Raw genomic sequence first — 14144 nt, forward strand, 5'->3', positions numbered from 1 at the left:
CACACGATGTCGCCGATCTCGGGTCGAACTCAGCTCGCGTCGAACTCGCGGGCCTTCAGGGAACGTTCTACTCCCGCACGGCCTTCGGAGATCAGGCGCTTGAGTGCCGACGGATGGTCGCCGGCCAGGAACTCCTCGGCCGCCGTCAGTGCGTCGGCGCTGATGTCCCACGACGGATACAGACCGACCACCACCGTCTGGGCGACCTCGCTCGAGCGGCGTGACCAGACGCCCGGCGCGGCGTCGAAGTACTTCGCCACGTAGTCGTCGAGGAGGCCGTCCTGACCCGGGCGGGCGAATCCGGCGACGACCGCACGGGTGTAGATGTTGGAGGCCGTGTCGTCGTCGATGGCCTGAGCCCAGGCGTCGGCCTTGGCCTCCGGCAGCGGCCGGGCCGCCCGCGCGGTAGCGGCCTGACGGGCGCCGGCGGCGGTGTTGTCGCGGTCGGCCTCGGCGTCGATGACCGGCGTCGAATCCGGATCGGTGTCGATGGCACCGGCGGTGGCCAGGGCGATCACGATCTTCCAGCGCAGATCCGTGTCGACGGTCAGTCCGGGCAGGTCGTAGTCGGCGGGGTCGTCGCCGTCGAGCAACGACTGCAGCATCTGCGTCTGATCGTCGTTGACCCGGCAGGTGAGCAGGGTGTTGACGAAGGCCAGCTGGTGATCGGAGCCGGCCTCGGCGCCCTTGGCCAATTCGAGCAGTCGGGCGCTGAATCCGGGACGGCCGGTGGTGGCCGCCCACGCCGGATCCGCGTAGGCGTCGATGGCGGTGGTCGCCTGCAGCAGAACGCGTTGCACCACACCGATCTCCGTCTCGGACGCGATGCCGCGTTCGACGAGTTCGACGAAGTCCCGGGCGCGCATCTCGGCCTGACGGGTCATCTCCCAGGCCGCCGACCACACCAGCGTGCGCGGCATGGAGTCGGTGATGTCGCCGATCCGTGCGGTGGCGGTCGCCAGGGACTGCTCGTCCAGCCGGATCGAGGCGTAGGTGAGGTCGTCGTCGTTGAGCAGGATCAGCGCGCCGCGGGGCACGCCCACCAGGTCGGCGACATCGGTGCGTTCGCCCTCGACGTCGAGTTCGGCACTGTGGGTGCGCACCAGCGCGCCGGAGCCGTCATCGTCGTAGACGCCGACCCGCAGGCGGTGCACACGGGTCTCACCGGCGCCGGGTGCGGCACCGTCCTGGACGATGGTGAACCGGGTGAACGCGCCGTCGTCGTCGAGCTCGAAATCCGGTCGGATGACGTTGATCCCGGTGGTGCGCAGCCACTGGTCACCCCAGTCGGACAGGTCGCGTCCCGACGACTTCTCCAGCGCGGCAAGCAGATCCGAGAAGGTGGCGTTACCGAACTTGTGGGCGGTGAAGTAGTCGCGCAGGCCGGCGAGGAAATCCTCGAGGCCCACGTAGGCGACGAGCTGTTTGAGTACCGAGGCGCCCTTGGCGTAGGTGATGCCGTCGAAGTTCACCTCGACCGCGGCGATGTCGGGGATGTCGGCGGCCACCGGGTGTGTGGAGGGCAACTGATCCTGGCGGTAGGCCCAGGACTTCTCGACGTTGGCGAAGGTGGTCCACGCACTCTCGTATTCGGTGGCCTCGGCCTGGCACAGGACCGAGGCGAAGGTGGCGAAGGACTCGTTGAGCCACAGGTCATCCCACCAGGTCATGGTGACCAGGTCGCCGAACCACATGTGGGCCATCTCGTGCAGCACGGTCTCGGCGCGACGCTCGTAGAGGTACTTGGTGACCCGGGACCGGAACACGTAGTCCTCGAGGAAGGTCACCGCGCCGGCATTCTCCATCGCACCGGCGTTGAACTCGGGCACGAACAGCTGGTCGTACTTGTCGAAGGCGTACGGGATGCCGAAGTTCTTGTGGTAGAACGCAAATCCTTGCTTGGTCTCGGTGAACAGCCGCTCCGGATCCATGAACTCGGCCAGCGATGCGCGGCAGTAGATGCCCAGCGGGATGTCGCCGTGCTCGTCACTGTAGGTGTCGGTCCACTCCGCGTACGGCCCGGCGATGAGGGCCACCAGATAGGTGCTCATCGTCGGTGTCTCGCGGAAACGGTGGATGCCCGGTTCGGCCACCAGATCGTTGACCACTGCGGCGTTGGAGATGACCTTCCAGTCCTCCGGCGCGGTCACCGTCAAGGTGTAGGTGGCCTTGAGGTCGGGCTGGTCGAAACAGGCGAACATGCGCTTGGCGTCCGCGGTTTCGAACTGCGAATACAGATACACCGAGTCGTCGGTGGGGTCGACGAAGCGGTGCAGACCCTCACCGGTGTTGGAGTAGGCGCAGTCGGCGACGACGACCAGTTCGTTGTCGGCGGCCAGATCCGGCAACGCGATGCCGACCGATTCGTCGAAGTCGGACACGTCGAGCTCGGTGCCGTTGAGGGTGGCCGAGATCAGGTTCGGTGCCACCAGGTCGATGACGGTCGAGGATCCCGCGGTGGCGGTGAAGGTCACGGTGGTGGACGACCGGAAGGTGGTGGAGCCGGGGGCCCCGTTGCCGTCGGTCAGATCGAGGTCGATGCCGTAGTGGGAGACGGTCACGGTGGCGGCACGCTCGCGGGCCGCATCACGCGTCAGATTCGGAGCAGTCACAGTGGCCAGCTTAGCCATCCACCCGTCGTGTCCGGGGTACGGTCGGTGCCGGCGGAATCAGCGGGCACACCCCGGAGTTGTAGAAACAGGGTTGTGGAAACAGCCACGGTGTGCGTCCCGGGATTCCGGTTCGCGCACCGAAGTCAGACAAACCCGTCAGACAAACCCGACGAAGGGATGACCGCATGTCGACCGATCGCGTGGATTTCTGGTTCGATCCGCTGTGTCCGTGGTGTTGGATCACCTCCCGCTGGATTCTCGAGGTCGAGAAGGTGCGCGACATCGACGCGAACTTCCACCTCATGAGCCTCGCGGTCCTCAACGAGGGACGCGATATCCCCGAGGATTATCGTGAGCGACTCGCCAACGCGTGGAAGCCGGTGCGGGTGATCGCCGCGGCCGCCGCGAAACACGGCGACCAGATCCTGGCGCCGCTCTACACCGCGATGGGCACCAAGATCCACAACGAACAGAACAAGGATTTCGACGTCGTCATCGCCGAGTCGCTAGCCGATCTCGGTCTCGAGCCGGAGTTGGCACAGGCCGCGGAGTCCACGGAATTCGACGATGCCGTTCGCACCAGCCACCACGCGGGCATGGACAAGGTCGGCGACGACGTGGGCACCCCGACCATCCACATCAACGACGTGGCGTTCTTCGGTCCGGTGCTCTCACGCATCCCGCGCGGGGAGACCGCCGGCACGGTGTGGGACGGCGCGCTGGCGTTGGCGTCCTACCCGCACTTCTTCGAACTCAAGCGCAGCCGCGGTGAGGACCCGGAGTTCGACTGAAACACCGACCGAGCAGACCGGCCGAGCAGATCGACCGAGCAGATCGGCGGCGCAATCCTGGTCTGCCAGAACGCGGTCGGTGGGTGCGATGATGTGGCGCACCGACCGCGTTCTATAGTGTCGGCATGCGCGTATACCTCGGTGGAGATCATGCTGGTTTCGAACTGAAGACGGCCATCGCTGAGCATCTTCGGGGTGCCGGTCACGAGGTCATCGATTGCGGTGCCCACACCTATGACGCCCTCGACGACTATCCCGCCTTCTGCATCGCGGCCGCCGAGAAGGTTGTCGCCGATCCGGGCAGCCTCGGAATCGTGCTGGGCGGCAGCGGAAATGGCGAGCAGATCGCCGCGAACAAGGTGCCGGGTGCGCGCTGCGCGCTCGCGTGGAGCATCGAGACCGCCCAGTTGGCGCGGCAACACAACAACGCCCAGCTGATGGGCATCGGTGGGCGGATGCACACCACCGAGGAAGCGCTCGCGATCGTCGACGCCTTCCTCGCCGCCGAGTGGTCCGGCGAAGAGCGTCACCAGCGTCGTATCGACATCCTGTCGGAGTACGAGCGCACCGGCGTGGCACCGGCCGTTCCCGAGGCCTGAGCCGAGATCGGGTTGACCGATGCCCGAGGGGCATACGCTGCACCGCATCGCGCGGCGTCAGCAGAAGCTGTTCGGTGGGCAGCGCGTCGCGGTGTCGAGCCCGCAGGGTCGCTTCGCCGGGGGGGCCGCGCTCGTCGACGGGTGGGAGTTCCACCGGGCGCAGGCCTGGGGTAAACACCTGATCCAGGGCTACCGCGACGGACGGCGGTCTCAACTCGTCCACGTGCACCTGGGACTGTACGGGTCGTTCACCGAACTCCCGGTACCGATGGGGGAGCCGGTGGGTCAGGTCCGGATGCGGATCGAGGGCGCCGAGATGGGGACCGATCTACGCGGCCCCACCGCCTGCGAGCTGTACACACCCGCCGATCTCGACGACCTCGTCGCACGCCTGGGCCCCGACCCGTTGCGTCGCGACGGCGACCCGGACCGCATGTGGCGGGCGATCCACCGATCGCGACGACCCATCGCCGCGCTGCTGATGGATCAGAAGGTGATCGCCGGCGTCGGGAACGTGTATCGGGCCGAGGTGTTGTTCCGGGCGCGGCTCGATCCGCAGCGCCCGGGTACCACCATCGACCACGAGACGGTCACCGCCCTGTGGGCGGATCTGGTGTCGTTGATGCGAATCGGTGTGCGGCGCGGGCGAATTCACGTGGTGGCGCAGGAGGATGATCACGGGCCCGGCTCGTACGCACCGGATCGTCCGCGCACCTACGTGTACCGGCGCACCGGAGAGCCGTGCCGGATCTGCGGTACCCCGATCGCGCAGACCGAACTCGAGGGGCGAAACCTCTACTGGTGCCCGAGTTGTCAGCAGTGAGGCTTGTCAGCAGTGAGGCGCGGGCGCCGACGGCGGGATCAGCGCGATTCGAGGCGCTGGGCCATCACCAGAAGCTCGTCGCGCTGAGCGCCGCTGGCAGTGCGATGAATGCGGTCGTACAGATCGCGATGGCCGGTGGAGGAGGACAGGAAACGTTCACGGAAACGTGCGAACGACATGTGCTGGTACTTCTTTCAACTTCTCGATTGTGTCGATCGGCCGGTCGGGCGGACTGCGGGTGAGCGAGCGCTGCCGACACCAAGGCCTCTTCCCATTGTTCGCGTTACATCTGTGTTAATCAACGTGTTCGGCGATGATTCTGCTCACCCGGCCGCCTCGGGTGTGCCGGTCTCAGGCGGCGCTCAGCCGTCTCGTCGACGGTTCTCATCCGCGATGGACAGGATGGAGTCATGAGCGCAGCCGACGTGACGGCCACCGGCGACTGGCCGCCCGCACACCATGTCACCGCACTGGTGGTCGGTGGCACCGGGGAGTCATCCGCCGACGACACCCGCACCGAGGTGAGCGGTGTCCTGTCCGGGGTCACCGAGGCCCTCGACGACCGATTCGATCCTCGCTGGGTGGCCTACCCGGCGAGCTACGGTCCGGCCCCACACCTGGACGGGATCAGCTACGCAGACAGCGTCGCCGAGGGGATGCGCAGACTCGATGCGGCGCTCGCGGCCGAGACCGGTCCGGTGGTGCTGATCGGCTATTCCCAGGGGGCCGTGGTGATCCGGCGCCTGCTGGCCGACATCGCCGCCGACCCGCGTCGACGCCCGGTGGCCGACCGGGTGCTGGCCGTGGGTCTGGTGGCCGATCCGCATCAGCCGCCCGGGGTGGTCCCGGGATGTGACGGATGGGGTGTGGCCGGTCGCGGGCCGGCGTTGCCGGCGTCGATCCCGGTCTGGTGGGTGGGGACCGCCGAGGACATGATCTGCAATGCCGGGCACGATTCGTTCATCCGGGACATCGCCGATCTCACCGACTCGCTGACCGTCGCCGATCCCCGGCGATGGCTGGGCGCCATGTGGGAAACGTTGCGCACCAACTCCTTTCAGAATGCGCTGCGGACCTCGCCCGGACCGGTGCAGTGGCGACGCGACATCACCCGGTTGTGGTCGGCGGCGCGGGAAGTGCGCGGGTATCTGCCACGGGTGATCACCTGGCGGGGGATGGTCATCCGGAACGCGACCGGCGGCCGCCACACCGCCTACCGTGACGAGCCGTATCACCGGGCACCGATCACCGACCCGCTGACCACCGGTTGCCAGGCACTCGCCCAGTGGCTGCAGGTCCAGGTGACCTTCGCGATCGGTGCCGAAGCGGAGAACCCTGCCGACATCACCGCCGACCCGCGCAGCGACGCCGTGGCCTGATCACCTCCGCTCGAGTCGAGGGATTCGGGCCGGTGAGCGACACTTGTATGCGTCTCGGGACGCCTCGTGCCCGCGATTCGTAGAGCACTCGAGCGGAGCATCCACGGTGGATCATTTCGACATCGTCGTCATCGGGTCCGGGCCTGCCGGGCAGAAGGCGGCGATCGCCGCCGCCAAACTGGGTAAGCGAGCGGCCATCGTCGAGAGACGTCACATGATGGGCGGCGTCTGCATCAACACCGGCACGATCCCGTCGAAGACGTTGCGGGAGGCCGTGCTGTACCTGACGGGTCTCAATCAACGCGAGTTGTACGGACAGTCCTACCGGCTCAAGACCGACATCACCGTCAGCGACCTCACCGCGCGGACCATGCACGTCGTGGGCAAAGAGATCGACGTCATCCAGAACCAGTTGGCACGCAACGGGGTGAGCATCTTCACCGGCAGTGCGCAGTTCACGAGTCCGCACGAGATCATCATCGAAGACGCGACCGGCGACCTCAAACGGGTGACGTCGGACAAGTTCGTCATCGCGGTGGGTACCCGCCCCGCCCGTCCGAAGACCGTCGAGTTCGACGGCGAGACCGTCGTCGACTCCGATCAGATCCTGGAGATGGATCGGGTACCCGGCTCGATGGTCGTGGTGGGCGCGGGCGTGATCGGTATCGAGTACGCCTCCATGTTCGCCGCCCTGGGCACCAAGGTGACCGTCATCGAGCAACGTCCGGCGATGCTGGACTTCTGCGACCGGGAGATCGTCGAGGCCCTGCAGTACCAGCTCCGCGAACGGGGCGTGACCTTCCGGTTCGGTGAGCACGTCAAGACCGTCGAGACGCATCCGTCAGGCACCTTGACGGTCCTCGAATCGGGCAAGCAGATTCCCGCCGACACCGTCCTGTACTCCGCCGGACGGCAGGGCGTGTCCGACGAGCTGAAGGTGGAGGCCGCCGGGCTGACCGCGGACTCCCGCGGCCGACTGAAGGTCGACGGACACTTCCGGACCGAGGTCGAGCACATCTACGCCGTCGGCGACATCATCGGCTTCCCCGCGCTGGCGGCCACCTCGATGGAGCAGGGGCGTCGTGCCGCCTACCACGCCTTCGGCGAACCGGTCGGGGAGACGGCGGAGGAGTTGCAGCCGATCGGTATCTACGCGATCCCGGAGATCAGTTTCGTCGGGCGGACCGAGGATCAGCTGACGACCGCCAACATCCCGTTCGAGGTGGGGGTCGCCCGATACCGCGAACTGGCCCGCGGTGCGATCATGGGCGACTCCTACGGACTGCTGAAACTGCTCGTCCACGCCGAGGACCGGACCCTGCTGGGTGTGCACGCGTTCGGTTCCAACGCGGCCGAACTCGTGCACATCGGGCAGACGGTGATGGGCCTGGGCGGCACCATCGACTATCTGGTCGACGCGGTGTTCAACTACCCGACACTCGCCGAGGGGTACAAGGTGGCCGCGCTCGACGCGTCGAACAAGATGCGGGCCATCGCCCGCGTGCGCGCGGAGGGCCGTTCCCTCGATCTCGACGCCGACGCGGCCGTCTGACAACGGCGCCCCGCGGCCACCCCCACCGCCACCACACCGAACGACGAAGGCCGGTCCCTGTCGGGACCGGCCTTCGTGGTATCAGCTCAGCGGTATCGGCTCAGTGGAGCCCGGAGCGCTCAGTCGCCGGTGTACTGGCCACCGATGGTGCCACGTACCACGATGGGGGTTCCCTCACCGATGGTGTCGTAGACCCACTTGCCGTTCTCGGTGCTCACGTTGATGCAGCCGTGGCTGACATTGCTCACGCCCTGCTGGGCGAGTGACCACGGTGCGGCATGGATGAAGATGCCGTCCCAGGACATGCGGGTCGCGTACTCGACGTAGGTGCGGTAGCCCTCAGGGGAGTCGACGGGCACACCGTAGGTGGAGGAGTCCATGTACATGTCACGGTACTTCTCCTTGGTGTGGTACACGCCGTTCGGAGTCGGGTGCTCACTGGAGCCCATCGAGATCGGCATCGACTTCACGAAGTCGCCGTCCTTGTACCAGTAGATGGTGTGGCTGGCGTCGTCGGCCAGGGCCACCCATCCGGTCGGTGTCGACACACGCGGGACGGCCGGGACACCGGGGGTCTCCGGGGTCGTGGTCGTCGGCGGCGGAGTGGTGGTCTCCGGCGTCGGGGTCTGGGTCGGCGGAGTCGGGAGACCCGGGATGGCGGGAATCTCGACCGGCGGCAGGCCGGGCACGACGGTCACGGGCGCCGCCTGTGCCAGACCCGGAAGGGCGAAGGCCATCGCGATCACGCCGAGGACGACGGCGACAAGGCGGAAGCCTCCGCGACGGCGGCGGCGAGAGGAAGTGGTGTTCAGCACGGGACGTTGAAACCTTTGCTTTCGGGAAACTCCAGGCGCCTCCCCCCGGAGTGCGCAGCCACCATCGTTACACAACCGTTGTCTTTCGGCCAAAGGCCTGCGGGGTCGGCGGTGTGTGACGGTGCCGCATCGGGGATGCGATATGTCGAAACAACAGGTGAGGGACCCTGAGAAAAGTCGATGTGACAAGCGACACACTCAGCAGTTGCGGGGTGCCGGGATCCCGGCGAATCGGTCGCCGAGGTAATTGAAGGCGGGCAGCAGCCCGATCACGGCGGCCGACATGTGGTCCGGTGACGGCGTCGAGAAGTGTTGCACTCGCACCCCGGCCCGGCAGTAACGCCCCAGGGTCTGATCGATCGACGACACCGGGATCAACGCATCGGTCGGACTGTGCCACTCGAAGATCGGGGTGGTCGGTATCCCCGGATAGAAGACGAGACTGTTGTCCCGGACCACACGTCGCGCCGTGGGGTCCTCGAAGATCTGCTCGCCGCCGACCGACACCTCCTTGGCCGAATGGCCCGCGCCGAGACGCAGGATGTCGTTGGTGCAGGCGTTGCGCATCTCGAGGAACATGCGCATCCCCACCGGCGACAGATACTTCAGCATCGGAATCTGCTGCGGATACTCGCGCGAGAGTCCGATGGCGGCGGCGAAGGCGAGACCGAAGGCCGGATGCGGATTGTTGTAGCCCAGACCCTCCGCCATCTTGATCAGATCCATCGGCACGCCGCCGTAGGCCGCGCCGACGATGTCGAGGTCGGGGGCATAGGTGGGGGCGAGAGCCGCGGCCCACGCGGTGGCCATGCCACCGCCGGAGTATCCGGCCATCGCGACCTTGCTCCGCGCGACGCCGGCGGGGGAGAAGTGCTGCACCGCGCGGATGCCGTCCAGGGTGATCTGGCCACCGAGCTTCGCCGCGCCGTAGGAGCTACGCGGCCCGAGGTGATCGGGGATGGCGATCGTCCAGCCGCGCTGCAGCGCGACGTTGAGGCCGGGTGCCTCGCGAATCGTGAGGTTCGGGTCGCTGGTCCACAGTGCCTGCGAGGGGGCGCATTCGAGTCCGGTGGCATTGATGATGTGCTGGAACGACAGCAACGGCCCGTTGGCCTGCTTGTGAACCGGAACGAGCAGCGTGGTGACCGCGGCGATCGGCGCGCCCTCGCTGTCGGTCGTGCGGAACTTGATCTGATACGTCCGCACATCGACGAATGCCGGCGGGTTGACGCGGGTGCGGGTCGCGATGATGTCGCCGTCGCGGAAGCGCCCGATGTCGGCGGGAGCGGCGTAGAACGGGTCACTCAGTGAGGTGGGCAATGCGACGTTGTCGGCGTGGGCCGGGCCGGCGGCGGTGGCGGTGATCGCCGCGCCGAGGCCCGCGACCGTCAATGCGATACACGCGAGCCGGGTGAGCGCGGCCGCGCGCACGCGACGGCCGAAGATTGTGGACAAGGTCCCCCCAAGGGATTGTGCCTGCACGCCTGCGCGGTGTGGAGTACCGCCGCAGGACCCCCGCCCGGGTCACAATCTCTTGGGTCACGCCACCGCTGTCAACTGGAACAAATGACCAGGTGCGGCCGTGGTGACGTGGGACCGGGCTCAGGCGGTCTGCAGGTGCTCGGTGTGGAGGTGGCGTGCGGGTTCCGAGCAGGCCTCGTCGCGGCACACGAGCATCGTGTCGACGCGGCGGTGACCTCCCTCGCTGGTCGCGACGTCCTTGCGGACGTGCAGATTCGCCCCGCACGAGGGGCACTTGCGTTGGCTTTTCACATGACTGGAAGACATGGCCTCAGACTACGCCGAATGTGGCGAATATCACATCAACGGACGGCCGTGTGGCGGACGCCGTGGGCGACCCGTCGGCGCCGGGCGTCAGTGCACCGCACGTGCGCGGACGCGACCCCCGTCCGCCGGAATCATCGTGACATTGCGGTGCCGCGGCCGCTCGGGCGCGCGGTCGGTGGCCTCGAGGTCGACCCGGCGCAGGACCTCGGTGACGATGATGTCGAGTTCGGCCATCGCCAGATGTGCGCCCAGGCAACGGCGGTTGCCGCCCCCGAAGGGGAGGAAGGCGTGCGGTGACGGACGCGTGCCGAGGAACCGTTCCGGCCGGAATGCGAAGGGCTGCGGGTAGAGGTCGTCGCGATGGTGCAGCAGTATCGTGCTCGCGATCACCACGGTGCCCGCGTCCACGCGGAATCGTCCGAACTTCCAGGGGCGCAACACTTCTCGCGCAATGGACGGAACCACCGGGCGGCACCGCATCGTCTCGGTGATCACCGCGTCGACGACGTCGCGTTCGCCGGCGCGTGCCGCGTCACGCGCGTCGGCCAGCATGCGCGGATGGCGGGTCAGACGCTCGAACACCCACGCCGTGGTGTGTGCCGTCGTCTCGTGACCGGCGAGGAGGAGCCCGACGAGTTCGTCCCTGATCTCGGAGTCGGAGAGTCGGGCGCCGTCGGGGGTTCGGGCGGTGAGCAACACCGACAGCACGTCGTCGCGGTCGGTGTCGCCGTGACCGCTGTCGTCGAGGCTGCGGCGTTCGGCGATCAGTCGGTGCACCGCGCGGTCCAGCGGCGCCAGACCCAGCGCGAGAATTCCGGTCGCCTCCTCCCTGCGCGCATTGCGCAACTGCGCGGCGACCCCGATGCGTGTCGTCGAGAACCGCATGCTGCGTCGCACCGCGACCCGCAGGGCACGCTCGGCCGGAGTCGACGAGGCGTCGTCGGTGAGGCCGAAGGCGACACGGGTGATGACGTCGAGGGTGATCTCCTCGGCAATGCCGGCCACCGCCACCTCCGAACCCGGCCGCCACCGGTCGATCCGCTCGCCGCAGGCCCGCTCGATGTGACCACGGCAGTCGGCGACCGCGGAACGGTGAAACGCGGGCATCAACCGGGCGCGCTGACGACGATGCTGCTCGCCGAGCGTCGTCAGGACCGAATCTCCGCCGACGATGGGCCGCAGCAGGGAATGGCGGGTGGCCGAGGGCGCGATCTCCGGCGCCGCCGTCACGATCGACCGGATGTGGCCGGGATCGGAGATCGTCACGATCGCGCCGGGCCCGCCGACGAGGTCATAGGCGACCACATCGCCCAATCGGGCGGCGTCGGCGAACATCAGGTCGGTTTCGTTGCGGGCGAAGTCGATCGTGCGCCACAGTGACGCGGCGCGGGCCAGTGGTGCGCGCGGCAGGTCGCGGGCGTCGTCGGCGACCAGTGGACCCGCCTCGCCATCAAGGGTGAGCAGACCCGACCGGGCGTCGGACGCGGCGGCGAACCAGGCGCGGCCGGGTCCGGAGTGTGGGCGCATGGTCGGGGCACTCATGCGACTCCCGCTCATGAGAACCGCGCCGTGCGGATGCGACGTTCGCGGGCGGCGAAGGCGGCCCGTTCCTCGCGGCCGCGGTAATCCATGTTGTCGGGGTCGTGTGTGAGCCAGGCAAGGAGCACGAGAACGAGAATGGTGATTCCGAGGAGCAGCCACATGACGTCTTTCCCTTCGATCGAATCCCGGTGTGGGGGTACCGATAACGCTAGGAAGAATGTCGCTGCAGGTCAGCGGGCTGCGGGTGGATCCTTTCGTCCGTCTCGGGCAGGACCGGAGAATCCGACCGTGGGTGGATGTGGCCGGTGTCACGCGGCGATAGAATCGGCGGATGCGCTGGTTGGACGCCCATTACCGGCACGCGATGGAACGCTTCGGTTTCGACTATCCGCCGGGGTACATGATGATCGCCGATCTCGCGGTGGTGACGCTGTGCGTGGCCGCGGTCGTGCAACGCGGCATCGACGGTGTTCACGGTGCGGCCTGGTTGTGGCCGGTGGCCGGCGCGCTGGTCAGCGTGGCACCTCACCTGGTGTGTCTGGTGGCGCCACTTCGCCCCTGGGTGATGGGCCTGGCCGCGTCGTCGATCATCTCGGTGGTGCTGTTCTGGCAGACGCCGGTGCACGTGGATGTCGCGTCACTGTTGCTGCCGCTGTCGGCCACCGTCACCGCCGCCATCGCCACCGGCCACCGGGGGCTGATCACCACGGCTGCGCTGTCGCTCACCGCCGTCGGCGGGGGCCTCGCCGGTGTCATCGACCAGGGCTGGTTGCTCGCCCTGATGGTCGGTTTCGCCGGCGTGGTCGGCCACCTGATGCAGAAACAACTGCATCTGTTGCGGGCCGAGCGCACCGCGCGTACCCAGCAGGCCGCACTGGACCGGGCGGCGATCGCGGGTGAGATCCACGACGTACTCGCACATTCGTTGAGCATTGTGCTGCTCAACGTCACCGCGGCCCGGCGTGCGCTGCGCGAGGACGCCGGCCGCTCTGCTGATGACCGCTCGGCTGATGACCGCTCGGAGGCGGCCGAGGCCCTCGAGGACGCCGAGAAGGTCGGCCGCGCCGCCATGCACGACGTCCGTCACACCATCGAGTTGCTGCGGGGCGAGGGGATGGACGGTGATCCGCAACCGGGGGTGGCCGACCTCGACGATCTGATCGACGGTTTCCGCCGGGCCGGTGTCGAGATCGACGGTGACCTCGCCGACGTCGGACCCGTCACCGCCGGAACCGGGCTGGCGGTGTACCGGGTGGTTCAGGAATCCCTGTCCAACGCGAGCAGACATGTGCCGGGGGCGTCGGTGACCGTGCACGTCGGGCCGGCGGGTGATGGCCGGTTGGTGATCCGGGTGGCAAATCCGGTGCCGCCCAACCTCCGTCGCGGCCGGGGCGGGTCGGGTCTGCGTGGGATGGACTCCCGGGTGCGCAACCTCGGCGGAACCGTCGACGTCGGCGTGGTCGCGGGCCGATGGATGGTGGAGGCGACGCTGCCGGCCGGGATCACCGAGGTCGCCGACCCGGGTGGGTGCGCACGAGACCACATCCCGGCGGTGACGTCGGCGTGACCCGGGTGGCGCTGGTCGACGACCAGGAACTCGTGCGCGCCGGTCTGCGCCGCATCCTGCGGGCCAGGGACGGCTTCGAGATCGTCGCCGAATGCGGCGACGGCGACGAGGTGCCCGACATGGTCGCCGAGCATCGGCCCGACGTCGTGGTGATGGATCTGCGGATGAGACGCGTCGGCGGGGCCGAGGCCACTCGCAGGCTGTCCGAGTGTGCGGGGGCGCCGCCGGTGTTGGTGCTGACGACCTACCGCGACGAGCAACTCCTGTCGGAGGCACTACGGGCGGGCGCGGCCGGATTCGTGTTGAAGGACTCGCCCGCCGAAGACCTCATCCGCGCGGTGCGAGTGGTCGCCGCGGGTGAGGCCGTCCTCGATCCGGCGGTCACCGGGCACGTTCTCGACGCGTACCGGTCCATGCCGGTCACCACCGATGCGGCCGCGGCGCCCGATCATCTCACCGCGCGCGAGATGACGGTGCTCGGACTGATCGGGCGGGGACTGACCAACGACGAGATCGCCGCGGAACTGGTGATCTCGGTGGTCACGGTCAAGAGTCACGTCGGCAAGATCTTCACCAAACTCGGCGTGCGTGATCGGGCGGCCGCGGTGATCTACGCCTTCGACCACAAGATGGTGACGCCGCGGGCGTGAGGTCACGCCCGCGAGCACCTGCGGCG

At 67.9% G+C, this 14144-nt stretch carries 14 protein-coding genes; 7 read left to right on the top strand and 7 right to left on the bottom strand.

Annotated elements, in window-relative coordinates; translation table 11 throughout:
* Positions 1–29: 29 nt before the first annotated feature.
* Entirely contained in the window at positions 30–2612 is a 2583-nt protein-coding gene (gene pepN, locus ABLE92_RS03970; RefSeq protein WP_348803338.1) for an aminopeptidase N, read from the bottom strand.
* Positions 2613–2797: 185 nt separating this feature from the next.
* Between pepN and ABLE92_RS03975 the strand changes: the two genes are divergently transcribed.
* The 3 genes from ABLE92_RS03975 to ABLE92_RS03985 all read left to right on the top strand — a co-directional run bounded on the left by ABLE92_RS03975 (position 2798) and on the right by ABLE92_RS03985 (position 4825).
* Positions 2798–3403, top strand: a complete 606-nt coding sequence (locus ABLE92_RS03975) for a mycothiol-dependent nitroreductase Rv2466c family protein (protein ID WP_348803339.1) — start codon at positions 2798–2800, stop codon at positions 3401–3403.
* Positions 3404–3528: 125 nt separating this feature from the next.
* A complete protein-coding gene (locus ABLE92_RS03980) occupies positions 3529–4002 on the top strand; it encodes a ribose-5-phosphate isomerase (protein WP_348803340.1) in 474 nt (157 codons plus the stop codon).
* A gap of 19 nt (positions 4003–4021) precedes the next feature.
* Complete coding sequence (locus ABLE92_RS03985) at positions 4022–4825, top strand: Fpg/Nei family DNA glycosylase (protein ID WP_348803341.1); 804 nt, start codon at positions 4022–4024, stop codon at positions 4823–4825.
* A gap of 38 nt (positions 4826–4863) precedes the next feature.
* Here ABLE92_RS03985 and ABLE92_RS03990 read toward each other — a convergent pair whose 3' ends face one another.
* Positions 4864–5004 carry a hypothetical protein gene (locus ABLE92_RS03990; RefSeq protein WP_348803342.1) on the bottom strand — a complete coding sequence of 47 codons (141 nt, stop codon included), beginning with the start codon at positions 5002–5004 and terminating at the stop codon, positions 4864–4866.
* Positions 5005–5235: 231 nt separating this feature from the next.
* Here ABLE92_RS03990 and ABLE92_RS03995 point away from each other — a divergent pair, with 231 nt between their 5' ends.
* On the top strand, positions 5236–6204 hold the full coding sequence (locus ABLE92_RS03995; RefSeq protein WP_348803343.1) for a PE-PPE domain-containing protein: 969 nt from the start codon (positions 5236–5238) through the stop codon (positions 6202–6204).
* A 106-nt stretch (positions 6205–6310) separates the two neighbouring features.
* The gene (gene sthA, locus ABLE92_RS04000) at positions 6311–7756 is read left to right on the top strand and encodes a Si-specific NAD(P)(+) transhydrogenase (protein ID WP_348803345.1); all 1446 of its coding nucleotides are present in this window, start codon (positions 6311–6313) and stop codon (positions 7754–7756) included.
* A 119-nt stretch (positions 7757–7875) separates the two neighbouring features.
* Here the strand turns inward: sthA and ABLE92_RS04005 are convergent, their stop codons facing one another.
* The 5 genes from ABLE92_RS04005 to ABLE92_RS04025 all read right to left on the bottom strand — a co-directional run bounded on the left by ABLE92_RS04005 (position 7876) and on the right by ABLE92_RS04025 (position 12062).
* Positions 7876–8571 (bottom strand): L,D-transpeptidase, encoded by a 696-nt coding sequence (locus tag ABLE92_RS04005; protein WP_348803346.1) that lies wholly within the window; start codon positions 8569–8571, stop codon positions 7876–7878.
* A 198-nt stretch (positions 8572–8769) separates the two neighbouring features.
* A complete protein-coding gene (locus tag ABLE92_RS04010; RefSeq protein WP_496560770.1) occupies positions 8770–9969 on the bottom strand; it encodes a lipase family protein in 1200 nt (399 codons plus the stop codon).
* A 204-nt stretch (positions 9970–10173) separates the two neighbouring features.
* The gene (locus ABLE92_RS04015) at positions 10174–10359 is read right to left on the bottom strand and encodes a hypothetical protein (RefSeq protein ID WP_348803347.1); all 186 of its coding nucleotides are present in this window, start codon (positions 10357–10359) and stop codon (positions 10174–10176) included.
* Positions 10360–10446: 87 nt separating this feature from the next.
* Complete coding sequence (locus ABLE92_RS04020; RefSeq protein WP_348803348.1) at positions 10447–11901, bottom strand: cytochrome P450; 1455 nt, start codon at positions 11899–11901, stop codon at positions 10447–10449.
* Between the two features lie 11 nt (positions 11902–11912).
* A complete protein-coding gene (locus ABLE92_RS04025; RefSeq protein ID WP_348803349.1) occupies positions 11913–12062 on the bottom strand; it encodes a hypothetical protein in 150 nt (49 codons plus the stop codon).
* A gap of 170 nt (positions 12063–12232) precedes the next feature.
* Between ABLE92_RS04025 and ABLE92_RS04030 the strand changes: the two genes are divergently transcribed.
* Both ABLE92_RS04030 and ABLE92_RS04035 read left to right on the top strand, forming a co-directional pair.
* Complete coding sequence (locus tag ABLE92_RS04030; RefSeq protein ID WP_348803350.1) at positions 12233–13468, top strand: sensor histidine kinase; 1236 nt, start codon at positions 12233–12235, stop codon at positions 13466–13468.
* Positions 13429–14118: a response regulator transcription factor gene (locus tag ABLE92_RS04035; protein WP_348803351.1), complete on the top strand. Its 690-nt coding sequence runs from the start codon at positions 13429–13431 to the stop codon at positions 14116–14118. The genes ABLE92_RS04030 and ABLE92_RS04035 overlap by 40 nt, the downstream gene beginning before the upstream one ends.
* Positions 14119–14144 lie beyond the last annotated feature (26 nt).

Source organism: Gordonia oleivorans, assembly GCF_040044975.1.
In the GTDB taxonomy this organism is placed as follows: domain Bacteria; phylum Actinomycetota; class Actinomycetes; order Mycobacteriales; family Mycobacteriaceae; genus Gordonia; species Gordonia oleivorans.